The following is a 25,491-nucleotide window of genomic DNA, read 5'->3' as shown; positions in this document are numbered from 1 at the left end:
CGCCCGCGCGGCAGGCCCAGTGCCCGCAGCTACCCGACCGGCAACGGCTGCGCCGGGTCGGCGATGCGTTCCGGGTCGACCGGCTCGGCTGATCGGATCAGTGCCTTGACGTCGTCAAGGACATCCCACACGTTGACGTTCATCCCCGCCAGGACACGGTTGGAGGCGTCGAGCCAGAATGCCACGAACTCGCGCCCAGCAACGTCGCCGCGGAACACCACTCGCCGATATTCGGGTGCGTGGCCGACATACTCCATGCCGAGGTCGTACTGATCGGTGAAGAAATAGGGCAATTCGTCATATTCGGCTTGCTTGCCCAACATCCCCGCAGCGGCCACCGCGGGCTGCTTGAGCGCGTTGGCCCAGTGTTCGGTGCGGATTCGCACTCCGAAGAACGGATGCTCTGCGGCGGCGATGTCGCCGACGGCGTAGATGTCGGGATCGCTGCTGCGCAGCGAGGCGTCGACGAGCACGCCGCCGTCCGCGATGGCCAGCCCGGCGGTTTCGGCCAGGCCGATGTTCGGTGCCGCGCCGACGGCGATCAGGACCGTGTCGGCGGTGACGGTGGAGCCGTCCCCGAGGCGTAGTCCCGTGGCGGTGCCGTTGTCGGTGGTGATCTCCTTCACCGACTGGTCCAGCCGCAGATCGACCCCGTGCTCGCGGTGCAATTGCGCGAACACCTCACCCACCTCGGCGCCGAGGGCGGCCAGCAGCGGTAGGTGCGCGGCCTCAACGACCGTGACGTTCACGTCGCGGCCGCGCGCACCGGCGGCGACCTCCAGCCCGATCCAGCCGCCGCCCACGATGGCCAGCGTCGAACCCGGGGTCAACGTGGCGCTCAGGGCCGCGGCGTCGTCGATGGTGCGCAGATAGTGCACGCCCGCGGCGTCTGATCCAGGGATCGGTGGCCGGCGTGACGAGGAACCGGTGGCCAACAGCAGCTTGTCGTAACCGACGGTGGTGCCGTCGGGCAGTGCGAGCGTGTGCTCGGCGGCGTTGACGGCGGTGACCTCGGTTCCCAACCTCAGCTCGACGTTGTGGTCGCGGTACCAGGACGCCGGATCGACGGTGAAGTCATCGAGCTTCTTTTTTCCGGCCAGGTACTCCTTGGACAGCGGCGGACGCTCGTAGGGGAGCTGGTCTTCGGCGGCGAAAACCACGACGTGGCCGTCAAAGTCGTTGTCCCGCAGAGCTTCAGCAGCCTTGGCGCCGGCCAGGCCGCCACCGACGATCGCGAATGTGGACGACGTTGTCATGTCGATTCAGCCTACTCGCCCGATACCAACTGCTTCAGTTTTCGGGCGTTGCGTACCGCATGACCACCGAGATCGTTGTTGAAGTACACGACGACGCGGTGGCCGTCGCGGTCCCACTGCCGGATCTGCTGCGCCCACCCGCTCAGCTCGTCGTCGGAGTAGCAGCCGGTGTACATGCCGTCGTCGCCCGGACCGTGCATCCGGAGATAGACCAGATCACCGGTGGCCACCGGGCGGCAGGTCAGCCCGGGGCCGCTCATCACGACGTACGCCGCGCCGTACTGCTCCAGCACGGCGTACACCGCAAGCTCGTGCCAGGACGGGTGACGTAGTTCCATCGCGACCCGGATCTGGCGGGGGAGTTGGGACAGGAACGCGGTGAGCAGCTCGTCGTCGCGCTCCAGGGCGGGGTGAAGCTGGACCAGTAATGCTTCGTTGTGTGCGTCGAGCAGTTGCCAGCAGCGCTCGAACCGCGGCGTCCAGCTCTCCGGAGACCGCAGTCGCCGGTAGTGGGTCAACCCGCGGTGGGCCTTGACCGACATCGTGAAACCGGCGGGCATCTGTTCGCGCCACCCGGTGAACGTGGCGTCAGTGGGCCAGCGGTAGAAGCTGCCGTTGAGTTCCACGGTGTCGAACTCGTCGACGTAGTGGGCCAGCCGGGTCTTCGCCGGTGTGCCCCGCGGATACAGCACATCGGTCCAGTGGTCGTATGACCAGCCCGAGGTGCCGATCCGGATCATGTGCCATCGCTAGGGGACGTCGGTGTAATGCGGGGTGTAGCCCTCGGCCGAGAAGGTGAAACCTCGGCCGGTCAGCTCCCGTACGCAGGACACCCCGGACTGCTCCTGGACGTTGCACCGGAATCCGGCGACCGCCAGCACCTTCCCGAACGGCAGCGCGACGGCGGTCGGTTGCGCGAATTCGGGCTGTGCCAGGTTGACGAACTGGGCGTCGTTGTCCCGGTCGAGCACAAGGGCATTCGGTGCTGCCGTCCCACCGGTCCCGTCGGGCACCTCCGTCGGCGCTCCCGTCACCGCCATCGCCGATGCGCCGCCCGCCGCCTGGCAGCCCGCGCGATCGCGGGGCAGTATCGCGCACTGCCACCGGCCGCTCGGGGTGCTGAAGTAATAGGCCTTGCGCCCGTTGACGTCGAGCAGGTAGTCGGCGGCGTTGACCAGGTGGGCGGTGCCGAACGCCGGTGGCGCCGCGGTGGTGCTCGCGGGCGGCGGCGACGCGGCGTCGTCGGTGTTGACGACGGTTCCCGACGTACATCCGGCGAGCGCCGCAGCGGCGGCGACTACGACGAGACAAGCCTTCACGACGCAAGACCCTAGTCAATCGCCCCGGCCGCCCGGACGGTAGCGTCGAGTTTCCGTGACACCTGCCCGACGCCCCGCAGCTTCCCGACTCACCACGGCGTTGCTGGCGGCCGGGCTGGGCGCCGGATTGTCGATCACCACGGTTTCGCTCACCCTGGCGTTCACCCGCCCCGGCTTCGACCTGACCCGACATGCCAACTCCATGCTGGTTCTCGGTGATTGGGGCTGGATTCAGACGGTGAACTTCGTTGTGTGCGGGCTGTTGCTGATCGGGTTCGGGTTCGGGATCTGGCGCGTGGCCTCGGGCGTGCTGTGCGGCCGGGTCGCGGCGATGTGCGTGACGCTCTACGGGTTACTGGCCGGTGTGGTCGTGGGGCTCAACCCGACCGATCCGGGTTTCGGGTTCCCGCCGGGCTATCCCGAGGTGGAGGAGCTGAGTACCTCGGCGCAGATCCACGGCGTGGCCGGTGGGCTCGGCTTCCTGGCCGCGACCTGCGGATGCTTCGCGCTGGCAAGGTATTTCGCGCAAATGGGAGACCGGGGGTGGATGGCGATGTCGGCCGGGGTCGGCGTCGCGGTGTTGTCGGTGGGTGCGTACATGGGCCTCAATGCCGGTGCACAGACGGAGACGTTCAACTTTGTGCCGACGTGGATCAGTGGTGCGGTGCTGTGGCTGTTTGTCGCGGCTGTGGCCGCGCGACTGTTGCATTCACATCGCGACGCATATGTCGGCACCCAGTAGCAGCACCGGCCACAGCAGCGTCACCTGACCGAAGGCCACCAGATCGGCACCGGCCGGGAATTTGGTAAGCAGGCTCGCCTCGATGAGCTGCACCTGTTCGGGGTGGAAGAACGTCCAGACCAGGCCGATCACGAGGTAGGGCAGGGATATCCACATCAAAGTCTCGAGCAGTTGCTCGACGCTGAGCTTGTAGCTCAAGATGTGGCGGATCCGGTCCATCAGATCAGTGCCTTGTCGGCGGCCACACGTCGGCGGACATCGGCGAGCAGCAGGTAACTGCCGCCCTGGCGGACGAACACCGGTAGGAACCGGTTGCCGAATGCCACCGCCAGGAACAGCCATTCGAACAGCCGCTGCCGGCGACGGCCCCAGCCGAAGCCGACGGCATTCCGGAACACCGGCGCCAGAAATCCCGTGGTCAGGAATTTCAGCAGCGGCCGAAACGGTATTCGCAACAGAGGGTTGATCATCCGCAGATCCACCAGGTCGTGTAGATACCGCCTGACGACGTCGTCCATCTGTATCTGCTCGCACGCGGTGTCCCAGTACGTGTCGAATTCGGCCCGAGTCGCCGGCCACTGCTCCGGGTCGACTTGCAGAGTGGTGCCCAGGGTGGCGGCGGATCGGTAGAACTGCTCGGCCTGCGCGGCGGTCATCTCACCGCGTAACAGCTGGTACACGTCCTCCAGTCCGACGAACAGACAGGCCGCCACCCACAGTTGCAGGTCGCGGTCGAAGGCGTTGTACTGCACGGGACTTGCCGGCCCGGAGCGGACCTGCCGGTGGGCCGCGTCCACGGCGTCGCGGAACGCGGCCCGGTCCTCGGGCTCTCCGAGGATGGCCACCGCCAGATAACTGAGCGTGGTGCGGGCCCGCTTCCACGGATGTTTGAGCAGGTTGCCGGAATCCACCGTGCTCTCCACGACCCCGTAGCCGACGCCCGGCGAGGACAGCTGCATGATCACGTTGGCCGCGCCGGCGGCGAAGCCCCACAGGTCCATCGCATCGGCGATGGTGACGTCCTCGTCGGACCAGCGCGCGGTGCGTCGGGTGATCGAGATCCGGTTGGCGGAGGTTCCGTCGGAAGGCATTCGTCGGCTCCTCGTCAACTCATGCACACGTTGGTGAAGAGCAGGACCGGCCACGAGACAATGGAGCCCAGAAAGGACACCACGGTGTCGGCGCCGTGCAGGCCGGCCAGGTGGCTGGTGTGGGTGAGTGACCAGATCAGGCCGATGAGCAGGTAAGGCACCGCCAGGATGATGGCGGTGCCGAGCCACTCGGCGATCGTCATCTGGAAGCCGAGGATCTTACGTACTGCGGTCAACATCAGAGCGGGCCCCCGTCGTTGTCAGGCACGCTCTATGTTAATGGGGATTCTCCTCGGCCGCGCCGGAAATTACTTGGGCGGCAGTCCCTTGGCGTAATCGATGCCGCGGGTGACCCACGACTGGAGCTGCCGCCGGGTCTTGATGCCGGGGCCGGCGATCCGCAGCCAGCCCCGCATCTCCCGGCCGCCCATGACCATCGGCTTGACGTGATCGCGTTGCAGCAGCTTCTCGCCGTCGTCGCGCGAGACCCGCACCATCAGGCTGCCTTCCCGGGTCGCCGCGACGGCCATGTTGCCGTTGACCAGAAAAGCCAGCCCACCGAACATGCGCCTCTCGTCGAGACCGCTCTCGGATGCCGTCAACTCGCGGATGCGGTCGGCCAGGTCCGGATCGAAGGCCATGTCAGTCGAGGTCGATGCGGAGGGTCAGCAGGTCGCTGCCCACGGCGCGGACCACCGCGCTGTTGAGCGTCGGCAGCTCCTTCAGCCGCGCGGCCGGGTCGTCGACGGGCAGCAGGTGCGCCGTCCCGGTCCGCCAGTGACCGTTGATCCGGAGCCGCACAGCAGGATTGGCCTTGATGTTCAGCACGTAGTGGGATCGCTCGCCGTGCTCGGAGACCATCCAGAACTGATCGCCGATCACCCGGCCGCCCACAGCGGTATGCCGTGGTTCGCCGGATTTGCGGCCAATGGTCTCCAGCATGGTGACGGGCAGTTGACGGCCGACCGGATTGACGAACCGGCGTTGGGCGCCATGGACGATGCGTCGCTTCAGATCACGAAGATCCACCATGGCGCCACCCTACCGAGCGTCAGTCGGAATCCGTGGACTCCAGCTCGGCGCGGAACTTGGCTTCGCGGGCCAGATGTTGCGGGCGACGCCGTAGCACCAGCCAGGCGATACCCAGGACCAGGAACCACACCGGCGTCACCAGCTCGGCCTGCAGGGTGTCTTCCTTCAACGCGAACGCCACGATCAGGAAGGCGAAGAAAGCCAGGACGACGTAGCACATCACGACGCCGCCGGGCATCTTGAACTTCGAGGCCTCGTGCAGTTCCGGCCGGCGTTTCCGGTACACGAGATAGCTGACCAGGATGACCGACCAGACGAAGATGAAGCACAGCGACGAGATGGTCGTGACCAACGTGAAGGCCGCGACGATCGAGTCGCCGGCCACGACCATGACCACACCCGACAGCAGAAACACCCCGGACAGGAACAATGCGTTTGCGGGCACGCGCCGCGAGGTGAGCCGGCCGAACAGACTCGGCGCGTCACCTTCAGTGGCCAGGCCGTAGACCATCCGGGAGGTCGAATAGATGCCGGAGTTGGCCGACGACGTCGCCGAGGTCAGCACCACGAAGTTGACCACCGATGCCGCGATGCCCAGGCCTGCGAGGCTGAACATGGCCACGAACGGGCTGAGTTTGGGATCGATCTCGCGCCACGGCGTGACCGCGATGATGACGGTCAGGGCGACGACGTAGAAGAGCATGACGCGTACGGGGATCGAATTGATCGCCTTGGGCAGGTTGCGTTCGGGGTCCTTGGCCTCGGCCGCGGTGGTGCCCACCAATTCGATTCCGACGAACGCGAAGGTGGCGATCTGGAAGCCTGCCACGAATCCCATTGGGCCGGTGGGGAAGAACCCGCCGTCGTTCCACAGATTGGCGAACGAGGCCTGGGCGCCGGTGGGCGCTTCGAAACTGGTGAAGATCATGACAAGGCCGATGACGATCAACGTCACGATCGCGATGATCTTGATCAGGGCGAACCAGAACTCGGTCTCACCGAAGGCTCGCACAGTAGGCAGATTCAGACCGATCAGCACCACGACCGTCGCGAGTGCCGGTATCCACAGCGGGAGATCGGGCCACCAGAAGGCCACATACCCGGCGATCACCACGACGTCGGCAACGCCCGTGACGATCCAGCAGAACCAGTACGTCCAGCCGGTGAAGAAGCCGGCCCACGGGCCGAGCAGGTCGGCGGCGAAGTCGGCGAAGGACTTGTAATGCAGGTTGGACAGCAGCAGCTCGCCCATGGCCCGCATCACGAAGAACAGCATGAAGCCGATGATCATGTAGACGAAGAGGACCGACGGGCCGGCCAGCGAGATGGTCTTGCCGGACCCCATGAACAGGCCCGTTCCGATCGCACCGCCGATCGCGATCAGCTGGATGTGCCGGTTGGACAGCTGGCGCGAGAGGTGTTGTGGCTCGCCGGACGATGCCGGCGATTCCGCTGAATCAGCGGACAGATCACTGGATTGGGACATAACAACCTAAGGATCTCAGGCCCCATGGGGCGCGCGGACTGCGGGCGCCTCCCCGCTCTGTCGTTTTGAACCTGAGAGTTTTCACGAACCGCCGCTATCGGCGCTTCACCTGCCCCTTCGGTGAGCCGGTCCTGGACTGGCCGACTGCTTTCCAGAGGTGCCTAGTCGCGGCGATACGGGGGCCTGAGAGATTCCTGGGGAGGATTTGCTCCTGCGGCGCCCGCCGGCTGGATGGGGCGGGACTCTCCCGCCGCGACTCAACGGCATCTTGAGTTGTGGGCCACCCCGAACCCGGAGTGTGCCGCGCGTCACGTTAGCAGCCGAGTGCGGAATGCGCACCCCCCTGGTCAAGCCCTGCCCGCCGAGCGACCGTGTCTGTACGGTGACCGGCAGTCACCTGCGCACATTCACGGTCGCCCGAGCGGTGGCCGTCCTTACGCGGCGGCTGTCGCGAGCTCGGCAGCCGGCTCCAGCGCCGCCGCGATGATGTCAGCCACGTCGGTCATGGGCCTGACCTCCAGCGCATCGAGCACCTCGGCCGGCACGTCGTCCAGGTCGGGCTCGTTGCGCACCGGGATGAACACCGTCTTCAGACCGGCTCGCTGTGCCGCGAGCAGCTTCTGCTTGACGCCGCCGATCGGCAGCACCCGGCCGTTCAGCGTGACCTCACCGGTCATGCCGACATCGCCGCGCACCTGCCGGCCGGTCGCCATCGACACCAGTGCCGTCACCATCGTGACGCCGGCCGAGGGACCGTCCTTCGGCACCGCGCCCGCGGGGACGTGCACGTGGATCTGGCGGTCCAGCGTCTTGGGGTCGACACCCAACTGCTCGGCGTGGGCCCGCACATAGGACAGCGCGATCTGTGCCGACTCCTTCATGACGTCACCCAATTGACCGGTCAGCTTCAGACCCGGTTCGCCGTCGTTCCCGTTGGCCTCGATGTAGAGCACATCGCCGCCCAGGCCCGTGACGGCCAGGCCGGTCGCCACGCCGGGCACCGCGGTGCGTTCGTCGGATTCCGGTGTGAATCGCGGACGGCCCAGGTACTCAACGAGATCCGGCTCATCGATGACGACCGGAGCGGCCGTCGAGTCCAACTTGGTCGTGACCTTGCGCAGCGCCTTGGCCAGCAGCCGTTCGAACTGCCGCACGCCCGGCTCGCGGGTGTAGTCCGCGGCGATCTTGCGCAGTGCCGCGTCCGTCACGCTCACCTCGGAGTCGGTCAGCGCCGCACGCTCGGCCTGCCGGGGCAGCAGGTAGTCACGCGCGATGGCGACCTTGTCGTCCTCGGTGTAGCCGTCGATCTGCACCAACTCCATCCGGTCCAGCAGGGCCGACGGGATGTTCTCGATGACGTTGGCTGTCGCCAGGAACACCACATCCGACAGGTCCAGGTCCAGATCCAGGTAGTGGTCGCGGAACGTGTGGTTCTGCGCCGGGTCCAGTACCTCCAGCAGGGCGGCCGACGGATCGCCGCGGTAGTCCGAGCCCACCTTGTCGATCTCGTCCAGCAGCACAACGGGATTCATCGAACCTGCCTCACCGATGGCCCGCACGATGCGGCCGGGCAGCGCGCCGACGTAGGTACGCCGGTGGCCACGGATCTCGGCCTCGTCACGCACGCCGCCCAGGGCGACGCGCACGAACTTGCGGCCCAGCGCGCGGGCGACGGACTCGCCCAGCGAGGTCTTGCCGACCCCGGGCGGCCCGGCCAGCACCATCACGGCGCCCGAACCGCGCCCACCGACGACGGCCATGCTGCGCTGCGCACGACGGGCTCGCACGGCCAGGTACTCGACGATGCGGTCTTTGACGTCGTCCAGACCGTGGTGGTCGGCGTCCAGGATCTCGCGGGCACCCTTGAGATCGGTCGAGTCCTCGGTGCGCACGTTCCACGGCAGTTCCAGCACGGTGTCCAGCCAGGTGCGGATCCAGCCGCCCTCGGGGCTCTGCTCGCTGGAGCGTTCCAGCTTGCCGACCTCGCGCAGCGCGGCCTCGCGAACCTTCTCGGGCAGGTCGGCGGCCTCCACCCGGGCCCGGTAATCATCGGACCCTTCCGGTTCACCCTCGCCCAGTTCCTTGCGGATGGCGTTCAACTGCTGGCGCAGCAGGAATTCCTTCTGCTGCTTGTCCATCCCGGCCCGGACGTCCTCGGCGATCTTGTCGTTGACCTCGACCTCGGCCAGGTGCTCGCCGGTCCAGTCGATCAGCAGACGGAGCCGGCGACCCACATCTGAGGTCTCCAGCAGCTCACGCTTCTGCACGTCGGTCAGGTACGAGGCGTAACCGGCCGTGTCGGCCAATGCGGACGGGTCGGTGATCTTGTTGACCACGTCGACGATCTGCCAGGCCTCGCGCCGCTGCAGCATGGCCAGCAGCAGCTTCTTGTATTCGGCAGCCAAGGCCTTGGTCTCGTCGGTCGCCGATTCGGGCTCGGCGGCTTCCTCCACCTCGACCCACAGGGCTGCGCCCGGTCCGGTGGTTCCGGAACCGATGTGGGCACGGCGCTCACCGCGGACGACGGCGGCTTCCGCACCGCCGGGCATGCGCCCGACCTGCACGATCGACGCGATCACACCGTGAGTGGGGTAGCGGTCGTCCAGGCGCGGGGCGATCAGCAGCTTGCCGGATTCGCTGGCCTGGGCGGCGTCGACCGCCGCACGGGCAGCGTCGTCGAGTTCGACGGGCACCACCATTCCGGGCAGGACGATCGGTTCGCTCAGGAACAGGATGGGCACTGCGTTTGATTGGGACATCAAACCTCCAAAGTTCAGTCTGATGCGCTCAACCTTGGCGGGCTCCCGTTTGTTCCCGGAGGAGTTCCCCCTTGGCCCTGGCCCGCTTGGCCACCACGACAGTCGCCGCCATCAGCAGGGCCGTGAAACCCAGCGAGACGACCGTGTTCACGCCATTCGCGACGTCTATGGCCAGGGAGAAGATGATCGCCAGGCTGATCAACATCCCGATCAGCAAGCCGATGCCCCACATCGCTGAGAGCGAAACGTGGACCCGGTGCCTGAACGCCGCCTCGCCGGGTTCGGGAGCCTCGTCGGAGGCGAAGCGGACCCGTTCGGCGACGATCTGGGTCAGCGGTTTGCCGATGAAACAACTGCCGAGGAAAACCAGAGCGCCGATGCCGCCGACGAGGGTGTTGCCCGCCATCAGCATCCGGGCGTCCGAGGTGGCCAGGCCCACCGCGAGGCTCAGACCGAAGCTGAGCATCAGGTAGCCCGCGAATGGATCGAGCCGGCGAGCCTTGATCGCGTCATAGGCGACCTTGATTCCCGCGACCACGGTCGCCGTCAGCAGTGCGGCGTACTCGGAGATGCCCGCGGCGCGCAGCCCGTAGTAGGCGATCAGTGGAGGGGCGACATCAAAGAGGATGCCCCGCATCACGGGGCGCAGTGAGTGATCTTGGCTCACCACCACGAAGATATGGACACACCCTGTGAACTGTCTGTGCGCTTTGGGGAACGGTGGATCGGTTTCGCGACCACTTCGGAATGTTTTCGGCCGGTGGGTCGTCTTAGGCCTTATGAGCAAAGCAGTCCAATTCGATGAATACGGCGGGATCGACGTCCTGCAGGTGCGTGACGTGCCGAGGCCGGTTCCGGCGGCAGGCGAGGTGCTCGTGCAGATCCGGGCCGCTGGAATCAACCCGGGCGAGGCCATGATTCGCCGTGGCGCGCTGCACGACCGGTTCCCGGCCGCATTTCCGTCCGGCGAAGGCAGCGACCTCGCGGGTGTGGTGGCCGAACTCGGGCCCGGTGTGAGCGGGTTCGACATCGGTGACGAGGTACTCGGATTCACCGACGATCGCGCCAGCCACGCCGAGTATGTGAGCGTGCCCGCCACCCAGTTGGCTCCCAAACCTGCCGGCCTGCCGTGGGAGGTCGCCGGATCGCTGTATGTCGTGGGTGCCACCGCCTATGCGGCGGTGCGGGCCGTGCGGCTGCAACCCGGGGACACCGTGGCGATCGCGGGTGCCGCGGGTGGTGTCGGCACCATCGCCGTGCAACTCGCCAAGCGTGCCGGCGCCACCGTGCTCGGCATCGCCGGGCCCGACAACGACGACTGGCTCACCCAGCACGGCGCCGTCCCGGTCAATTACGGCGACGATCTGGCCGCCCGCCTCCGCGCCGCGTCCCCGTCGGGTCGCGTCGATGCCCTCCTCGATTTCTTCGGCGGCGGATACGTGAAGCTGGCCGTCGAGGAGTTGGGCGTCGCGCCGGAGCGAGTCGACACCATCATCGACTTCGGCGCCATCGAGGAGTTCGGCGTCCAGGGGGCCGGCAATGCCGAGGGGGCCGACATCGCGATCATCGCCGAGCTGGCCGATCTCGCCGCCAACGGGGAACTCGACGTGCCGATCGCCGGGGTGTTCGCCCTCGACGACGTCCGGGCCGCGTACACCGAGCTGGAAAAGCGGCATACCAGAGGGAAATTGGTACTGCGTCCGTGACCGATGAACCGATCGCCGGAACGGTGGTCGCAGTCACCGGAGCCAGCAGTGGCATCGGTGAAGCGACGGCGCGACTTTTGGCAGCGCGGGGCGCGAGGTTGGTCTTGGGCGCCAGGCGAGAAGACCGCCTTGAGCGGATCGCCGCCGAACTCGTAGCGGCGGGATCGAGCGTGGTCGCGCTGGCTGTCGATGTCACCCGCCGGGCCGACGTCGAAATGTTCGTCGAAGCGGCGACGAACGAGTTCGGCCGGCTGGACGTGTTGGTGAACAATGCGGGCATCAGCAAGATCGGGCCGCTGTCCGATGGTGACGTCGACGGGTGGTCGGCGATGATCGACGTCAATCTGCGCGGCGTGTTGCACGGAATCGCAGCGGCCGCACCGGTGTTCCGGCGCCAGGGCCACGGGCATTTCGTCACCACGGTGTCGACCGCCGGGTTGAAGATCGTGCCGGATATGGGCGTCTACGCCGCGACCAAGAATGCGGTACGGACCGTGATGGAGGCACTGCGACAGGAATCCACCGACGGTGTCATCCGGACCACCTCCATCTCACCGGGATTTGTCCGTACGGAGCTCGACGGCTCGATAGATGATCCGGTGCTGCGCGCCCGGATACGTTCCAACATGGACGAATTCGGCCTCCCGGCGGAAGCGGTGGCACGTGCGGTGGCATTCGCGATCGAGCAGCCACGCGATGTCGAGATCGGCGAAATCGTCATCCGGCCCACCGTTCAGGGCTGAGTTGACGCACATTTGCGCGTAGCATCCAGCCATGAACAGGGGATACGTCGTGGCGTTCGCAGTCGGTGTGATCGTGGCTTTGTTCGGCCTGCTGTGGGCGCTACAGGGATTCGGTGTGGTGCAGGGCAGCCCGATGAGCAACACCACCACCTGGTCGATCATCGGACCGATCACCGCGGTGATCGGCGTCGTGATCGCGGCATTGAGTTGGCGCAAGATCTCGTCGAAGTAGCCGTAGTAAGGGCCTGCGTTACGCGACGGTGAAATTCACCGAATGCCAACCGGTCGCGCCGTCGGGCACCGTAGGGGCTTCGTCTGATGTCTGGACAGCTCCGGTGTTGTCGGTCGCCCGCACCGTGATGGTGTGTCCGCCCGGGCTGTTCGCCTGCCAGTCGAAGCTCCACAACCGCCATGTCTCGTTGGAGTACGCGTCCCCGAGTTGGGCGGGTTGCCACGGGCCGTCGTCCATTCGGACCTCGACGCCGCGCACGCCGCGGTTCTGCGCCCACGCCACTCCACCGAACGTCGTCGGCCCCACCGGTACTTGTTGGCCGCGTTTGGGAACGTCGATGCGTGACTCGGTTTTGATCGGGCCCCGCGGTGCCCAGCCCTGTTTGGTCCAGTACGCCTCAGCCCGGTCGAAGCGGGTGAGTTCGAGGTCGGTGACCCATTTGGTGGCCGACACGTAGCCGTAGAGTCCGGCCATCACCAGCCTGGCCGGGTAGCCGTGCACGACGGGAAGCGGTTGCCCGTTGAGGCCGACGGCCAACATCGCGTCGCGGCCGTCGCCGATGGCCTCCACCGGCGTGCCGACAGTGAATCCGTCGACGGATTTCGACAGCAGCATGTCCGCATCGGGAGATACCCCGGCGGCCCGCAGCAGGTCGGACAGTCGATAACCGGTCCACATTCCCGTCGAGATATATTCGCCACCAACCGGATTGGAGACGCACGTCAGCGTCACCGCCTTCTCGACGACTTCGAATCGGTCCAGGTCGGCGAAGCTATAGGTGATCTCGCGGTCCACCATGCCGTGAATGCGCAGCCGCCATTCGTCGCGGCTCAGCTGGGGAACGGAAAGCGCGATGTCGACCCGGTAGAAGTCGGCACCATCGGTGATGAAGCTCGGCAGGGCAACATCTTTCGGCTGCACACCGGCCGGTATCGGCGGAGCGGGTATGTGCGGACGCGGGATCACCGAGACATCGCGCTCGGCCGCCACGGAATTGGTCAAGCGGCCGATGACGACACCCAGCAGCCCGCTCGCCGCCCCGAAGGCCAGCAGGCCGCCGGTGGTGAGCCACATTCGTCGGGTGACGTCGGGTTCGTCACCGCCGTCGGCGGGGCCGGTCTCGGGGACCGTCCACAGCCGCAGCGCAAGGAGACGCAGCACTGCCACGCCGCATGCGGTGCCCGCCACCGTCGGCACGATGTCGGGCAGGGTCGCGCCGGGCCGCGAGAGCACGGCGGCACAGCTGAGAAGTCCTGCGATGACAAAGATCACGCTGCCGACCGGCCGGCGCCGGGTTTCGTAGGTCGCGGCGAGGGCGGCGATGGCCGCGATCACCACCAGGAGGACGACGACGAGGAAGAGCTTGTCCAGGCCGCCCAGCGTTTGAATCACCCATTCTTTGACGGGGCCTGGTGTGCGGTCGACGATCACCGCGCCGACCGCGCCGAGCGGTTGGGCCTGAGTCGGGAACGGAATGCCGACAACCGCCGCGACACCGAGCGAGACCGCGGCGGCCGCAACTCCGCCGAGCATCCGTGCATTCGGCGAGGGCCCGGACGAGGACCTCGACGGGGACTCAGTCATCGCCACCAACGTACTCCGGACACAGGGCAGGGAGCCTGCCGTAGGGGTGACGACAGGCTCCCTGGGTGGGTGGTCTTCTAGGTGGCCGACTGCGCGCCCAGCACCCGCTGGATGTCGGGCTTCATCTGCTCGAGCTGCTGTCCCCAGTAGCTCCAGGCGTGCGTGCCGTTGGCGGGGAAGTTGAACACCCCGTTGGTGCCGCCGGCGGCGATGTAGTTGTCCCGGAAGGTGACGTTGGTGCGCAGTGTCAGGCCTTCGAGGAACTGAGCTGCCATCAGGTTGCCGCCGTTGGTCCCGGAGTCGAGATCCGACGGGGTGCCGGTGCCGCAGTAGATCCAGAGGCGGGTGTTGTTGGCGACCAGCTGGTTGATGTTGACCATCGGGTCATTGCGCTTCCACGCCGGGTCGGTCGACGGTCCCCACATGCTCTCGGCGTTGTAGCCGCCGGCATCGTTCATCGCCAGCCCGATCAGCATCGGCCACCAGCCCTCGGACGGGTTCAGGAAGCCCGAAAGCGTTCCGGCGTAGATGAACTGCTGCGGGTGATGGATCGCGTAGGTCAGCGCTGCGCTGCCCGCCATCGAGATGCCGACGACCGCGTTGCCGGTCTGCGACACGCCGCGGTTCGCGGCCAGCCAGGTCGGCAGCTCATTGGTCAGGAAGGTCTCCCACTTGTAGGTGTAGTCCTGACCGTTGCCCTTCGAGGGCTGGTACCAGTCGGTGTAGAAGCTGGACTGGCCGCCGACCGGCATGACCACCGACAGGCCCGATCCGTTGTACCACTCGAAGGCGGGGGTGTTGATGTCCCAACCGTTGTAGTCGTCCTGGGCCCGCAGGCCGTCGAGGAGGTACACGGCATGCGGGCCGCCGCCCTGGAACTGGACGCGGATGTTGCGGTTCATCGACGGCGAGAACACGTCGAGGTACTCGACCGGAAGACCCGGGCGGGAGAACGCGCCAGCGGTCGCCGAACCTCCTGCGAGACCGATCAGCGCGGGCAGGGTGGCGGCAGCCATTGCCCCCGCCGCCAGTCGGCGCGTCCACGCTCCGCGAATCTTGTTGAGGAACTTCATAACGGCAACCAACCGTCCTTTCTGCACGTATCCCAAGCAGTTTGCCGCTTGCTTCCGTAGTGAAACACGCGTCCCATCAGTCACACGCGTAACAACACCGCACATGCAGATCGCGGTTTACTAACGGTTGGAACTCGGCGCCGAGACCCTCGGCGACCGCATTCAGCGAGCGGCCGCGACGAGCGCCTGCCTGACGCTGGCCCGGCGCTCCTCGATCGCCCGGCCGATGTCCTGCAGCAGTACCGGCTTCCGCGCCACCAGATCCTCGATGCATTCGCGGTCGAACTGCGCGACGGTGACCTCTGTCAGCGCGTAGGCCGTCGTGATGACCGGCTCGCGGGTCAGGGCGGTCTGCCCGAGGAAGTCACCCTGTTCCAGGGTGAGGACCGGGACGAACAGATCGTCCGCGTCGGCAACGGCCAGCTGTACCGTGCCGGCGACGACGAACGTCATCTTCTTGGGAACCTGACCGACGACCTGGATGATCTCGTCCGTGCCGTACCGGGTGAGACGGACGTACGGTGCCAGATCCTGCTGGTCCTCGGCGCTCAGGCGGAGTGTCGGTGCGATCAGACGGAGCGTCTGCTCTACACGTTCGCTGGTCTCGAACTCGTCCTCGGCCTCGTCCAGATGCAGACCGGCACGCCGCGAGGCGTACCACGTCCAGCGCAGGAACGTGGATCTCGCGCTGAAATCATCGGCGGGCGAGTGTAGTGGGATGAGCGTCTTGTACTGCAACGAGCCGGCCGCAACGGTGGATACCGTTCCGTCGCTTCGTAGTTGAGGTAGGCGGCAGCCCACTTCGTTGAGTACGCGGCAGACCTCGTCGGGGGCATCATCGACGGCGAACACCGTGATCACAGAAATGGTGTGCGCGCCTGACGGGCGGCTCAGGTTGGTGAACGATCCGCCGGCCAGCACGGAGTTCGGGATCACCTGCAGGCCGCTTCCGGTGTCGATATGGGTTGCGCGCCAGTTCACCTCCACCACGCGCCCGCGCGCCGATGGCGCATCGACCCAGTCACCGAGTTGGAACGGCTGCTCGAACAACACCAGCAGCCCGGAGATGATCTGGCCGACCGAGTTCTGCAGGGCCAGGCCCAGCACGATCGACGACACTCCCAGGGCCGTGAATAGCCCGCCGATATTGGCGCCCCAGATGTAGGCGAAGATCAAACCGATGCCGATGGCTATCAGTGCGAACCGGGCGACGTCGAGGAAGATCGACGGAATGCGCTTGCGCCAACTGCCTTCCGGAGCACTCTGGAACAGTGTCGCGTTGAGTCCGGACAGCAACAGGACCAGTACGACAAAGCCGAACACCGTCGCCACAATCCGCACCGGCGTGGTTTCCCCGGAGATCTGCATCGCCTGGTTCAGCAGGATCAGCAGCGCACCCAGCGGCAGGATGTAGGTCCGGACCAGGTGCACCGGGCCGGCCAGGAAGCTGCCCCGTCTGCGGAGCGCGTTGTGGAGTTCGGTGAGGAGCACCAGACAGACGGGAAATCCGACCGCGACGCCGATCGCCCAGTAGAACCAGGGAGCATCGAGCAGACCGGTCATCGTCGGTCCTGCAGTTTCCAGATCGGCTGGTCGGTACCGTCGACGTGCACGGTGCCCGCCGGCTCGAGGTCGCGGGTATCGCCCATCACCTCGGACACCCGCTCGGTGACGTACACCCCCGGCTGTGGCGAGCCCCGCTGAACCCGGTAGGCGAGGTTGACCGCCGAGCCCCACATGTCGTAGGCCAGGTTGGAGCGTCCGACCAGGCCACTGCTCACCGCGCCGGTGTCGATGCCCGCGCGCAGGTTGAGTGCGGTCCCGGCCTCGGTGTTGAACCGTTCGATGATGCGCTGCATTTCGAGAGCGAAGTCGACGGTACGGCGGACATTGTCGAGCCGCGGGACGCTCAACCCGGAGCTGGCCCAGTAGCCGTTGCGCAGGGTGCGGACCCGTTCCACTCCCAGATCATCTGCGGCGGCGTCGAATTGGTGCACCAAGCGGTTGACGATGGCCAGCGCTTCCTCGGAGGACATTTCGGATGTCAGCTCGTCCAGGCCGACGGTGTCGGCGAACAGGACCGTCACGTTGTGGTGGTCCTGCGCGATCGTCTCCTCGCCGTCGCGGTAACGCTGTACCACCGACTCCGGCATCAGCGTGCGCAGCAGGCGGTCGTTCTCCCGACGCTGCTCGGCGAGCAGATCTTCCTTGATCGCCAAATTGCGGCTCATGTCGTTGAATGCTGTTGTCAGATCACCGAACTCGTCCCTCGACTGCACCGGCAGCGAGATGTCGTAATCGCCCGCGCCGATCTGCTGGGCGCCGGCCTCCAGCCGGCGCAGCGGTCGGACGAACAGTCGGGCCAACATCATGGCGGCCAGACACACGATGAAGGTGATGATGACGGTCGACAACACCAGGGTGCGGGTGAACGTCGCGACGGGAGCGAATGCCTCGGCCGTGTCGATCTTGGCGATGATCGACCAGTTCAGCCCTTGCAGATTGACCGGTGCGTAGGCCTGCAGCGTCTTATTGCCCAGGTAGTCGTCCTCGATCACGGTGCCGCTCTGGCCGCGCAGGGCCAACCGGGTCGCTGTCGTCTCGACCGGCTGGACCAGCGTGGTCCCGTGCTGACGGAGTGATTTCGCCGCCACCGCCGGTGGAGTGCCGGCATCGACGACGTCGCGTTCGAACTTCTCCGGATTCTCCAGGAACAGCCGTGAATCGGACCGCATCAAACCGTCGGGACCGACCACGAACGTCTCGCCGGTCGCACCCATCCCGGCGGTTTCCCATTGTTTGTCGGCCGTCATGAGCCGGTTGATCTTGGAGATCGGGAACTGCAGGGCGAGTACGCCCTCAACCCGGCCGGGCGGGCCGACCGGCACCATCATCCAGGCTGTGGGCTCATCGGCCGGTTGATAGTCACCGAAGTCGGTGATCCCGACATAGTCGACCGCGTTCGACGCCAGGGTCTTCTCGTACGCGTCCGACAGCAGGCTCTGGCGGTACGGCCCGGTGACGACGTTGGTGCCGAGGTCGATGCCCTTGTACGCGGTGTAGACGACGTTGCCTGCGGTGTCGAGCAGGAGCGCATCCTCGAACTGGAATCGTTCGACGATCTCCCGGAAGTAGTCGTTGAACCGGGCATTCGCGGCCGACCATGCACTGCCGTCACGGGCGTCGTCGGCCCTGATCGCCTTCTCCGGGTCGGCGACCGGCGCCGTGTAGTACGCCTGGAGGTACTTCTGCGCGTTGGTCGTGGGCAGCAGCCGGGACACGTCCACGGCGTCGCCGGTCTGCTTCTGTTCCTGCGGCTCGAACTCGGTGTTGTAGTAGTTGACGATCGACTGCCACTGCTGCGGGTTGATGGTCGAGTTGTTGAGCTGACCGAACGCACCGGAGAACGCCTCGACGGCCTCGATGGTCGTCGTCCCCCGGGTGTAGACGATCAGGGAATCCTCGAGGTCGGCGAACTTCGACTCCAACTGCCGGGTTTGCGATTCCCGAACTTCGGTCAGCCGGTCGAATACCGACTGACGAAGCGACGACCTGCCGGACTGGTATCCGATCGCACCGACGATGGCAGCCGACAGAATGCTGGTCATCAACAGCATCACCAGCAGCTTCGACTGAATGCTGATCCGCGACAGGACGCGCCGACGCGGACTTCTGGTACGAGCGACGTGCTCGACGTCGGCAGTTGTAGTCATTGAATCCCGAAGATTAGCTTGTCGCGATGTATTGCGTGAGGTTGCGCGACAAACTTGAGGTATGAGCGACCCATTCGACTTGCAGAGGTTCGTCGATGCCCAGGCCGGCGTCTACGCCGAAGTTTGCGGCGAGTTGCGGGACGGCCGTAAGCGCAGCCATTGGATCTGGTTCATCTTCCCGCAGTTGCGGGGGCTCGGCCGTAGCCCGACCGCGGCCCACTACGGCATCGCCTCAGCCCAGGAGGCTCGTGCCTACCTGGCGCACCCGACGCTGGGGCCGAGGCTGCGGGAATGCGCCCGGTTGGTTGCGCAGATCGACGGGCGCTCCGCCGAGCAGATCTTCGGTTGGCCGGACTGGCTGAAGGTGCGCTCCAGCATGACGTTGTTCGCCGAGGCCGCCGCGGACCCGGCCGAGCGAGTCGACTTCCAGGCCGTGCTGGACAAGTTCTATGACGGGCTCGAGGATCAGATGACTCTCGAAATGCTCAGTGCGGCTGGATGATCAGCCATCCGTGTGGAGGAACCTCCGTGTGGCTGATGTCCTCGTGCGGCGGTGCACCCGACCCCGCGATCACCCGGCCGGATGCTGCCGCGAGATCGGGCAGCGACAGCCGCAGTGGCGCGTCACCGATGTTGAGCGCCACGATCAGGGACTCGGCACCTGCACTGGTTCGGTAGACATAGTGCGTGTTGGTCAGCAGCAACGGCGACGTCGTGGCGGTGTGCAGCCACGGGTGCCGACGGCGCAGCCCGATCAGATATTGATGCAGCCGGAGCGCATCGGAATCATCTGGGGGAGTGGAGAATTCCGGCCGAACGGCATCGTCGCCGCCGCGACGTTCCTCCTTGACGCCCCGGTAGGCCGACTCGTCGCCGGAGTAGATGCTCGGTGTCCCACCGGTGGTGAGCAACAGCACCAGGGCGTGTTCGAGGTGCGCGGAGTTCTCCAACTGGCTGGCGATCCGGGTCACGTCATGGTTGCCCACGAAGGTCAGCGGCACGAAGGTGTCGAGGAAGTCGTTGTGCCGCTTCAGCGCCCAGTCCAGTTCGTGGAAGTTGCCGTCGTTGAGGCTGCTCCAGATGGCCTTCCACAGCTCGTACTGGGTCACCGAGTCGAAGGTGGCGGCGCGGACGGTCGCGGAGTAATCGCCGTGGATCACCTCGCCGACGAACCAGGCATCGGGGAACTCCCGACGCACCGACGGCAACACCTGCGCCCAGAACCGGTCGGGCACCGCATACGCGGCATCCAGGCGCCAACCGTCGGCGCCGCGGCTCAACCAGTGCCGTAGCACCGTGGCGGTGTAGTCCACCACCGCGGGCTCGTCGTGATTGAGCGCGATCAGCTCCCCGTGCCCTTCGAATGTGTCGAACTGGGATGCGTTGCCGCCGTGCCGAAACCAGTTCGCGGCGGGGTGATCCGGCCCGCCGTCGAGCGCTTGCCGGTACGCGGGGAAGTCGGTGCCCACGTGGTTGAACACGCCGTCGAGCAAGACGCGGAGTCCGCGCTGTCGGGCCTCGGCAACCAGGTGATCGAAGTCGTCGTCGTCACCCAGGCGCGGGTCGATGCGGAAGTGGTCGGTGGTGTCGTAACCGTGGGTTCGTGACGCGAAGATCGGGCCGAGCGCGATGCCGGAGGCGCCGAGCTGCACGGCGTGATCGAGCCAATCGACGATCCGGCGCAACCGGTGCTCGTCGGTGGACGGTGGCTGGTCGGCCGGAAACGCACCGACGAAACCCAGTGGATAGATCTGCCACCAGATGGCGTGCGCGATCCAGGCGGGCTCAGGCACGGAACTTCGCCGCGTACAGATCCTTCATGGTCTCGGCCAGCTCCCGCGCCGGGCCGTCCACCTCGATGCCCGGTGCCACGGTGGTGATCGGCAGCGGTGCCACCGGACCGGCAGGCGCGCCCCAGTCGGACAGCCAGCCACTCAGCTGCGCCGAGGAGGTGGCGTAGACAATCCGGCCGAGGCCGACCCAGGCGTGCGCGGCAGAGCACATCGGGCAGTGCTCGCCTGAGGTGTATACCGTGGCGCGGGCCCGGTCCTCGGGGCTCAGATGTTCGACGGCCCAGCGGGCGATGGCGAATTCGGGATGCTGGGTGGCGTCCCCGTCCTTGACCCTGTTGCGGTCGGTGAACAACGTCGTCCCGGTGTGGTCGACCAGTATCGATCCGAAAGGTTCGTCACCGCTGTCGAGTGCTTCGCGGGCCAACTCGACACATTTGCGCAGCTGACCGAGGTCGTTCTCGCTGATGGCCACGGGGCGAGTTTACGCCCGGGCCGAAACGCGAACGTTCAGTCGCCGCCGCAACACGGATTCGCCACCTCGAGGCGGCACGCGCAGGAGGCCTGCACCGTGACGTCGGCGCGCGCCTGGGCCAACTCCAGCTGCCGGCCGATGATGACGGCCTCTGCGCCGCGGCCCAGCCGGCGAAGACACTCGTGGTAGCCGTGCAGACTCCAGACGTTGTTCGGATGATGGCTGGACCGGCTAAGTGTGGGGTCAAGGCCCAGGTCGGCGGCGTAGACGCGAGCGGCTTCCTCGACACGTCCCTGTTCGAGCAGCAGGGCGCCGTAGGCATGCCGGGTCGGCTGCATCCAGCCCCAGGGTTCGTCGTAGGGCAGGGCGTCGTCGAGTTCGATGGCCCGGCGCAGGTACGTGAAGGCCGTATCGTAATCGCCTTCCCGGTAGGCGATTTCACCGTTGAGCATCTGCTCGGCGATCGCCAGGATGTCCCGGCTGGTGTTGTTGAACAGGTAGCGCGTGTCGGGGATCCGGCGGTACGCCGCGAGGAACTTCTCCCGCTCGGCACGGGCCTGCTCCACCCGTCCGGTGGCCGCGTAGGCGACGCCGCGGCCGTAGTGGATCGTCGCGGTGGTGGTGCAGTAGAGCTCGGAATCTGCGGGCAGCGGTTCGGCGATCAGTTCGTCCCAGCGGCCGAACCGCACCAACACGTGCACCCGCAAGGGAGCGAAGGCCTCGAGCCAATCTGCCATCGGTGGTGAGGAGACCGACAGCACCTCAGGGGTGAGCTGTGCCGCCAGTTCCTCGGCCGCGTCCAGGGCGATCTGCGAACTGCCCTCGAACATGGCTGAGTACACCACGAAATGCAGGTCGTGCGCCCGGTAGAGCGAATAGAAGTTGAGGGGACCCTCGCGGGCGACGAATTCTCTGTCCGCTTGTACCGCAGCGAGATTGGCAGTCACCGAGTTGTGGTAATCGCCACACAACACATCGATGTGGCTGGCCATGTGCTGCAGGTGGCCGGCGTCGGGCACCAGCCCGCGCAACAGATCGGCAGCGGGCAGCGCCGCCTGCGGCGTCGTCGACATCTCCATCGCGTGGATGTACAGGTGCAACACCCCCGGGTGCTGCCGTCCGGCAGCGGTGGCCAGTGCCGCGTCGAGGATCCGTTTCGCCTCCACCACACGGGATCCCGGGGCGGGGTCACCGGTGCGACCGTCCCACAACGCCCACGCGGTCACGTTGAGCAGGGCATCGGCGGCCAGCGTCTGCACGTCGATGTCCTCGGGGTGGGCGGCGGCCAGGGCCGTCATCGCGTCCGCGTAGTCGGCGTGCCCGGCCGTCAGCGTCTCGGCGTCATCGGGGTCGGCGGTCGGAAATCGCTTGTGTAGAGCGGCGATCAGGTCGCGTTCCAGCGCCGAGACGCGGCCCGTGGCGGCGTGTTCGAGTTCGGCGCGAGCCCTGGTCAGCGATGTGCTCAGGTCGGTCGGGTCGAACGCGTCCCAGGCCTTGTTGTAGTTGGGGCCGACAGCGTAGGCGATGCCCCAGCGGGCCAGGGCGAAATCCGGGTCGAGCTGCAATGCACGCTCGAAGCAGCGGATGGCCTCCTCGTGGTTGAAGGCATATGACCAGACCATGCCGCGGTCGAACCAGACCTGTGCCGGCGGTGAGGGCGTGTCCGTCGGCCGGTGGTAGCTCCCGAGCCGGTAATACGGTTCGGTCTGGGCGGGATCCGTCACGGTGCTGACGTTAGTTCAGCAGGGATGCGGGTGCGTAGCGTTGAAGGAACCGCTGAGCCGAATTCGAGCTGGCTCGACACCGGCGCGCCGCACATGTTCTAGTTCACCAATGCCGGGATACACCCATGTCGAGGGGCTCAGTTCTGCGGATGTGCAGCGTCTGCGGTCGGTGTGGGCGCCGCTGGCCGATTCGGTTCGGGCGCTGATCGACGCGAGCATCCGTTCGCAGGTCGACGCCGACGAGGTCGCGGCCGTGCAGGCGCAGATCGAGGACGCGACCGCGCGGTTGCGGGCCAAGCAGATCGACGGGCCGTTCGGCGTCCAGTTCACTTCGGACGGGGACCGGATGCCGTGGGGCAACCCGGCGATCGGCATCCGCAACCCGATCGCGCCGCCACTGGTGATGGTGAAAGAAGCAGACGGCGGTGTCCACACCGACTTCCACCTCGGTGCCGCCTACGAAGGACCGCCCGGCCATGTCCACGGCGGCATGGTGGCGATGGTGCTCGATCACGTATTGGGGGAGGTGGCTGCCAGTGACTCGGATCGCCCGCGGTTCACCGGTACCCTGACCATCCGCTATCTGCGGGCCACCCCGTTGGGCGACCTTCACGCCGAGGGGCGGATCACGCGCACGGATGGGATCAAAGCCTTTGCCTCCGGCCATGTTTCAGATGCCGAGGGGATCACTGCCGAGGCTGAGGGGGTTTTCATCCTGCCGAAATGGGCGCGCGGGTGAGCTAGCGCGAGCCGCCGGAAGGCTCGACGTGATCGATCGCGATGTCCTCGAGGCTGCGGGTGATCGTGGTCAACTCGCCGATCAGGATGCGGGCGGCGCCGTTGTCTGCGGACAGTGTCGAGGCCACGTTGTGCACGCGGCGTAGTGCGGTCGACAGTTCGGCGGTATCCAGGCTCCACGGCACGGCGGGGCTCGGCGGGGCTCCGCGCAGCGCCTCCACGTAATCGTCCACCGCGGCGACGAATTCGCCGTGCAGTGCCGACGACGGATGCGTCGGCAGGCTGCCCTCCAGCGTGGTGCAGGCACTGGTCACCGAGTTCAGCGCGGCGCGATAGGACCGCAGCCACCGCCGGAGGATCGGCGGGTCCAGACTGGTCGCGCCCCACGCGGCCTCGAACGCCGCCCGCGCACGGAACGCCCGCTGCCAGGCCGCCGACAGAATCTCGGCCGGGTGGTCGATCTCATGCACGAAGGCCTTGATCACCAGCGCGGCGTAGTCGATCTCGGTCATCAGCAGTTCCCCGGCCCGCTGGCGCAACCGGATCATGGCGTGGTCGGGTAGTGCCACGTGGGCCATCACGGCCAGCGCGCCGCCGATCATCACCGCGAACAGCCTGTCGGCATTGCCTGACCAGGGCTCCGATGCGCTCACTCCGATGGCGAACATGACGATCGCGCCCACCGCCGCGCCGACGGCGAGGTAACCGAACTGTGCGACGCCGTAGGCCAGTCCGACGAACAACAGCGCGCATACCGCTGAGCCGATCGGGCCGGGTTGCCAGACGAAGGTGAGGATCGAGGCGACGATGATGCCGACGCAGAGGCCGGCGATGCGACCGGCGCACCGGGTGTAGGTGTGTGCCGTCTCCGGCCGGAGTACCACCACGACGGTCAACGGCATCCAGTAGGCGTGCTCGAGGCCGCCATACCGGGCGGCGGCTACCGCCAGTGCCGTCGTCACCGACAGTCGGATGGCGTGGCGCAGGATCGGGGAGGTCCAGGTCAGGTGGGAGCGCACCACGGTGGGGGCCGAGGCCAGTGAGCCGATCAGGTCGGGCCGGTGCAACTGGCCGAACCGCAGGACCGCGGCCTCGCGCAGCTGTTCACAGAACCGTTGTGCCAGCGCCGCTTCGGGACCCGTCACGGCGGCCGCGGCAGTCTGGACGCGCACCAGGGCATGCTCGGCGTCCCGTCGTGCGGTGTGCCCGTGATCGGCGATCGCGTCGAGCAGCACCGCCGCGGCCGTCAGCAGTTGCGGCAGCCCGGTGTCCGCCGCTGATTCGTCATCGGCCTTGTCGTCACGTTCTGCGGTGGCGTGCAGCGAGGCGAGGGTGCCGGCGAGGCGTTCCGGCAGCCGGTATCCGCCGTGGTAGGCCCGCGGCCTCTGGCTCACCTGGCTGTTGGCGAACACCTCACGCAGCCACGTGAGTGGCGCGTCGTCGACGTCGGCGGCGCTGTTCGCCGCGACGTTGCGGGAATCGGTGGCCAATGACCGGTAGGCGCGGGTGAGTCCCTCGCGCTGGGCCCGCCAGCGTCGTGGCGGCCAGACGGCGATGAGCGCCGCCTGCACCACGCCGGCGGCCACCACCAGGGTGGGTGCCAGCAGGGACTGGCCCAGTGTCGGTGCGACCGGTGGTGCCAGCACGAGCAGTGCGCTGGCCGCCGAGGCGACCAGGCCGGAGTTGGCTCCGAGCGACCATTGCATGCCCGCGGCGAAGCACCACAGCGCCACGACCGCGATGAACGCCGGGTTGTGCCCGCCGGCGAGGGTGCCCAGCAGCACCGCGATGGCCAGTTCGACAGAGCCGGTGACAACGAGTGGGACCCGGCCGCCGGGACTGCGCTGCAACGCGATCGCACCGGCGATCACACCGCCGCCCAGCGTCCACATCGCGGTCGCGCCGGTACCCCACGTCAGGGCGACAGCGGTCACTGCCAGGACGCCGATCAGGCTTCGGGCCACCGCACCGGCGTCGGGGGTGTTCAGCCGGAGCGCGTCGGCTGCCTGTCCACCCGTGTGCACCCCA

General features: G+C 66.8%; 25 protein-coding genes and 1 riboswitch. Of the genes, 6 read left to right on the top strand and 19 right to left on the bottom strand.

All coding sequences use genetic code 11. The features are described from left to right. Positions 1 to 29: 29 nt before the first annotated feature. Genes ACZYZ7_RS06460 through ACZYZ7_RS06450 form a run of 3 tightly spaced genes read right to left on the bottom strand, consistent with a single transcriptional unit; the run spans position 30 to position 2,575 of the window. Positions 30 to 1,256 carry an NAD(P)/FAD-dependent oxidoreductase gene (locus ACZYZ7_RS06460; protein WP_450071658.1) on the bottom strand — a complete coding sequence of 409 codons (1,227 nt, stop codon included), beginning with the start codon at positions 1,254 to 1,256 and terminating at the stop codon, positions 30 to 32. Positions 1,257 to 1,267: 11 nt separating this feature from the next. Beyond that, the gene (locus tag ACZYZ7_RS06455) at positions 1,268 to 1,996 is read right to left on the bottom strand and encodes a DUF72 domain-containing protein (protein WP_450071657.1); all 729 of its coding nucleotides are present in this window, start codon (positions 1,994 to 1,996) and stop codon (positions 1,268 to 1,270) included. 9 nt (positions 1,997 to 2,005) lie between these two features. Continuing rightward, positions 2,006 to 2,575: a hypothetical protein gene (locus ACZYZ7_RS06450; RefSeq protein ID WP_135455057.1), complete on the bottom strand. Its 570-nt coding sequence runs from the start codon at positions 2,573 to 2,575 to the stop codon at positions 2,006 to 2,008. A gap of 55 nt (positions 2,576 to 2,630) precedes the next feature. Here ACZYZ7_RS06450 and ACZYZ7_RS06445 point away from each other — a divergent pair, with 55 nt between their 5' ends. Beyond that, positions 2,631 to 3,317, top strand: a complete 687-nt coding sequence (locus ACZYZ7_RS06445) for a DUF998 domain-containing protein (RefSeq protein ID WP_463740502.1) — start codon at positions 2,631 to 2,633, stop codon at positions 3,315 to 3,317. On the opposite strand, the gene ACZYZ7_RS06440 is transcribed toward ACZYZ7_RS06445, so the two are convergent. The 8 genes from ACZYZ7_RS06440 to ACZYZ7_RS06405 all read right to left on the bottom strand — a co-directional run bounded on the left by ACZYZ7_RS06440 (position 3,285) and on the right by ACZYZ7_RS06405 (position 10,352). Next, positions 3,285 to 3,536: a hypothetical protein gene (locus ACZYZ7_RS06440; RefSeq protein ID WP_135455052.1), complete on the bottom strand. Its 252-nt coding sequence runs from the start codon at positions 3,534 to 3,536 to the stop codon at positions 3,285 to 3,287. The genes ACZYZ7_RS06445 and ACZYZ7_RS06440 overlap by 33 nt on opposite strands. Continuing rightward, complete coding sequence (locus ACZYZ7_RS06435) at positions 3,536 to 4,408, bottom strand: oxygenase MpaB family protein (protein WP_463740501.1); 873 nt, start codon at positions 4,406 to 4,408, stop codon at positions 3,536 to 3,538. Before ACZYZ7_RS06435 ends, ACZYZ7_RS06440 begins: the two co-directional genes overlap by 1 nt. 14 nt (positions 4,409 to 4,422) lie before the next feature. Continuing rightward, positions 4,423 to 4,647: a hypothetical protein gene (locus ACZYZ7_RS06430; RefSeq protein WP_135455048.1), complete on the bottom strand. Its 225-nt coding sequence runs from the start codon at positions 4,645 to 4,647 to the stop codon at positions 4,423 to 4,425. Positions 4,648 to 4,716: 69 nt separating this feature from the next. Continuing rightward, positions 4,717 to 5,049, bottom strand: coding sequence for a TfoX/Sxy family protein (locus tag ACZYZ7_RS06425; protein WP_463740500.1), 333 nt, complete (start codon positions 5,047 to 5,049; stop codon positions 4,717 to 4,719). A 1-nt stretch (position 5,050) separates the two neighbouring features. Further along, positions 5,051 to 5,440 carry a nitroreductase/quinone reductase family protein gene (locus ACZYZ7_RS06420; RefSeq protein WP_463740499.1) on the bottom strand — a complete coding sequence of 130 codons (390 nt, stop codon included), beginning with the start codon at positions 5,438 to 5,440 and terminating at the stop codon, positions 5,051 to 5,053. A gap of 19 nt (positions 5,441 to 5,459) precedes the next feature. Beyond that, positions 5,460 to 6,926 carry a D-serine/D-alanine/glycine transporter gene (gene cycA / locus ACZYZ7_RS06415; RefSeq protein ID WP_463740498.1) on the bottom strand — a complete coding sequence of 489 codons (1,467 nt, stop codon included), beginning with the start codon at positions 6,924 to 6,926 and terminating at the stop codon, positions 5,460 to 5,462. A gap of 161 nt (positions 6,927 to 7,087) precedes the next feature. Next, positions 7,088 to 7,186, bottom strand: a riboswitch (glycine riboswitch). A 174-nt stretch (positions 7,187 to 7,360) separates the two neighbouring features. Continuing rightward, positions 7,361 to 9,685 (bottom strand): endopeptidase La, encoded by a 2,325-nt coding sequence (gene lon, locus ACZYZ7_RS06410; protein WP_463740497.1) that lies wholly within the window; start codon positions 9,683 to 9,685, stop codon positions 7,361 to 7,363. Between the two features lie 28 nt (positions 9,686 to 9,713). Further along, entirely contained in the window at positions 9,714 to 10,352 is a 639-nt protein-coding gene (locus ACZYZ7_RS06405) for a VC0807 family protein (protein ID WP_463740496.1), read from the bottom strand. A gap of 112 nt (positions 10,353 to 10,464) precedes the next feature. Between ACZYZ7_RS06405 and ACZYZ7_RS06400 the strand changes: the two genes are divergently transcribed. The 3 genes from ACZYZ7_RS06400 to ACZYZ7_RS06390 are packed head-to-tail and all read left to right on the top strand — an operon-like array spanning position 10,465 to position 12,366. After that, positions 10,465 to 11,391: an NADP-dependent oxidoreductase gene (locus ACZYZ7_RS06400; RefSeq protein WP_463740495.1), complete on the top strand. Its 927-nt coding sequence runs from the start codon at positions 10,465 to 10,467 to the stop codon at positions 11,389 to 11,391. Then, entirely contained in the window at positions 11,388 to 12,134 is a 747-nt protein-coding gene (locus ACZYZ7_RS06395) for an SDR family oxidoreductase (protein WP_450071648.1), read from the top strand. Before ACZYZ7_RS06400 ends, ACZYZ7_RS06395 begins: the two co-directional genes overlap by 4 nt. Positions 12,135 to 12,165: 31 nt before the next feature. Continuing rightward, positions 12,166 to 12,366 carry a hypothetical protein gene (locus ACZYZ7_RS06390; protein WP_135455037.1) on the top strand — a complete coding sequence of 67 codons (201 nt, stop codon included), beginning with the start codon at positions 12,166 to 12,168 and terminating at the stop codon, positions 12,364 to 12,366. Between the two features lie 18 nt (positions 12,367 to 12,384). On the opposite strand, the gene ACZYZ7_RS06385 is transcribed toward ACZYZ7_RS06390, so the two are convergent. The 4 genes from ACZYZ7_RS06385 to ACZYZ7_RS06370 all read right to left on the bottom strand — a co-directional run bounded on the left by ACZYZ7_RS06385 (position 12,385) and on the right by ACZYZ7_RS06370 (position 18,736). After that, positions 12,385 to 13,950: a molybdopterin-dependent oxidoreductase gene (locus tag ACZYZ7_RS06385; RefSeq protein ID WP_450071647.1), complete on the bottom strand. Its 1,566-nt coding sequence runs from the start codon at positions 13,948 to 13,950 to the stop codon at positions 12,385 to 12,387. Between the two features lie 77 nt (positions 13,951 to 14,027). Next, on the bottom strand, positions 14,028 to 15,023 hold the full coding sequence (locus tag ACZYZ7_RS06380; RefSeq protein ID WP_450071646.1) for an esterase family protein: 996 nt from the start codon (positions 15,021 to 15,023) through the stop codon (positions 14,028 to 14,030). 162 nt (positions 15,024 to 15,185) lie between these two features. Beyond that, positions 15,186 to 16,586 (bottom strand): mechanosensitive ion channel family protein, encoded by a 1,401-nt coding sequence (locus ACZYZ7_RS06375; RefSeq protein ID WP_463740494.1) that lies wholly within the window; start codon positions 16,584 to 16,586, stop codon positions 15,186 to 15,188. Next, entirely contained in the window at positions 16,583 to 18,736 is a 2,154-nt protein-coding gene (locus ACZYZ7_RS06370; protein WP_463740493.1) for an adenylate/guanylate cyclase domain-containing protein, read from the bottom strand. The genes ACZYZ7_RS06375 and ACZYZ7_RS06370 overlap by 4 nt, the downstream gene beginning before the upstream one ends. Before the next feature lie 61 nt (positions 18,737 to 18,797). Here ACZYZ7_RS06370 and ACZYZ7_RS06365 point away from each other — a divergent pair, with 61 nt between their 5' ends. Beyond that, positions 18,798 to 19,238, top strand: coding sequence for a DUF1810 domain-containing protein (locus tag ACZYZ7_RS06365; protein ID WP_450071643.1), 441 nt, complete (start codon positions 18,798 to 18,800; stop codon positions 19,236 to 19,238). On the opposite strand, the gene ACZYZ7_RS06360 is transcribed toward ACZYZ7_RS06365, so the two are convergent. From ACZYZ7_RS06360 to ACZYZ7_RS06350, 3 genes are read right to left on the bottom strand one after another with little or no spacing between them, the layout of a single operon-like run. Further along, positions 19,222 to 20,529, bottom strand: coding sequence for an alpha-amylase family protein (locus ACZYZ7_RS06360; protein WP_463740492.1), 1,308 nt, complete (start codon positions 20,527 to 20,529; stop codon positions 19,222 to 19,224). The two genes, ACZYZ7_RS06365 and ACZYZ7_RS06360, sit on opposite strands and share 17 nt — an antisense overlap. After that, a complete protein-coding gene (locus ACZYZ7_RS06355; RefSeq protein WP_463740491.1) occupies positions 20,522 to 21,001 on the bottom strand; it encodes a nucleoside deaminase in 480 nt (159 codons plus the stop codon). The genes ACZYZ7_RS06360 and ACZYZ7_RS06355 overlap by 8 nt, the downstream gene beginning before the upstream one ends. A 35-nt stretch (positions 21,002 to 21,036) precedes the next feature. Further along, the gene (locus ACZYZ7_RS06350; protein WP_463740490.1) at positions 21,037 to 22,725 is read right to left on the bottom strand and encodes a tetratricopeptide repeat protein; all 1,689 of its coding nucleotides are present in this window, start codon (positions 22,723 to 22,725) and stop codon (positions 21,037 to 21,039) included. 109 nt (positions 22,726 to 22,834) lie between these two features. Between ACZYZ7_RS06350 and ACZYZ7_RS06345 the strand changes: the two genes are divergently transcribed. Then, on the top strand, positions 22,835 to 23,464 hold the full coding sequence (locus ACZYZ7_RS06345) for a PaaI family thioesterase (RefSeq protein ID WP_450071639.1): 630 nt from the start codon (positions 22,835 to 22,837) through the stop codon (positions 23,462 to 23,464). A 1-nt stretch (position 23,465) separates the two neighbouring features. Here the strand turns inward: ACZYZ7_RS06345 and ACZYZ7_RS06340 are convergent, their stop codons facing one another. After that, entirely contained in the window at positions 23,466 to 25,487 is a 2,022-nt protein-coding gene (locus tag ACZYZ7_RS06340; protein ID WP_463740489.1) for an FUSC family protein, read from the bottom strand. Positions 25,488 to 25,491 lie beyond the last annotated feature (4 nt).

The sequence above is a fragment of the Mycobacterium sp. IDUB_17 genome (genome assembly GCF_055419465.1).
Note: the sequence above shows the minus strand (reverse complement) of the source record. Positions and strands in the feature narration are given on the sequence as shown.

Coding starts and splice junctions, on each gene's coding strand:
- ACZYZ7_RS06460 (WP_450071658.1), bottom strand. CDS start 1,256: ATGACAACGTCGTCCACATTCGCGATCGTCGGTGGCGGCCTGGCCGGC.
- ACZYZ7_RS06455 (WP_450071657.1), bottom strand. CDS start 1,996: ATGATCCGGATCGGCACCTCGGGCTGGTCATACGACCACTGGACCGAT.
- ACZYZ7_RS06440 (WP_135455052.1), bottom strand. CDS start 3,536: ATGGACCGGATCCGCCACATCTTGAGCTACAAGCTCAGCGTCGAGCAA.
- ACZYZ7_RS06435 (WP_463740501.1), bottom strand. CDS start 4,408: ATGCCTTCCGACGGAACCTCCGCCAACCGGATCTCGATCACCCGACGC.
- ACZYZ7_RS06430 (WP_135455048.1), bottom strand. CDS start 4,647: ATGTTGACCGCAGTACGTAAGATCCTCGGCTTCCAGATGACGATCGCC.
- ACZYZ7_RS06425 (WP_463740500.1), bottom strand. CDS start 5,049: ATGGCCTTCGATCCGGACCTGGCCGACCGCATCCGCGAGTTGACGGCA.
- ACZYZ7_RS06420 (WP_463740499.1), bottom strand. CDS start 5,440: ATGGTGGATCTTCGTGATCTGAAGCGACGCATCGTCCATGGCGCCCAA.
- cycA (WP_463740498.1), bottom strand. CDS start 6,926: ATGTCCCAATCCAGTGATCTGTCCGCTGATTCAGCGGAATCGCCGGCA.
- lon (WP_463740497.1), bottom strand. CDS start 9,685: ATGTCCCAATCAAACGCAGTGCCCATCCTGTTCCTGAGCGAACCGATC.
- ACZYZ7_RS06400 (WP_463740495.1), top strand. CDS start 10,465: ATGAGCAAAGCAGTCCAATTCGATGAATACGGCGGGATCGACGTCCTG.
- ACZYZ7_RS06390 (WP_135455037.1), top strand. CDS start 12,166: ATGAACAGGGGATACGTCGTGGCGTTCGCAGTCGGTGTGATCGTGGCT.
- ACZYZ7_RS06385 (WP_450071647.1), bottom strand. CDS start 13,950: ATGACTGAGTCCCCGTCGAGGTCCTCGTCCGGGCCCTCGCCGAATGCA.
- ACZYZ7_RS06380 (WP_450071646.1), bottom strand. CDS start 15,023: ATGAAGTTCCTCAACAAGATTCGCGGAGCGTGGACGCGCCGACTGGCG.
- ACZYZ7_RS06375 (WP_463740494.1), bottom strand. CDS start 16,586: ATGACCGGTCTGCTCGATGCTCCCTGGTTCTACTGGGCGATCGGCGTC.
- ACZYZ7_RS06370 (WP_463740493.1), bottom strand. CDS start 18,736: ATGACTACAACTGCCGACGTCGAGCACGTCGCTCGTACCAGAAGTCCG.
- ACZYZ7_RS06365 (WP_450071643.1), top strand. CDS start 18,798: ATGAGCGACCCATTCGACTTGCAGAGGTTCGTCGATGCCCAGGCCGGC.
- ACZYZ7_RS06345 (WP_450071639.1), top strand. CDS start 22,835: ATGCCGGGATACACCCATGTCGAGGGGCTCAGTTCTGCGGATGTGCAG.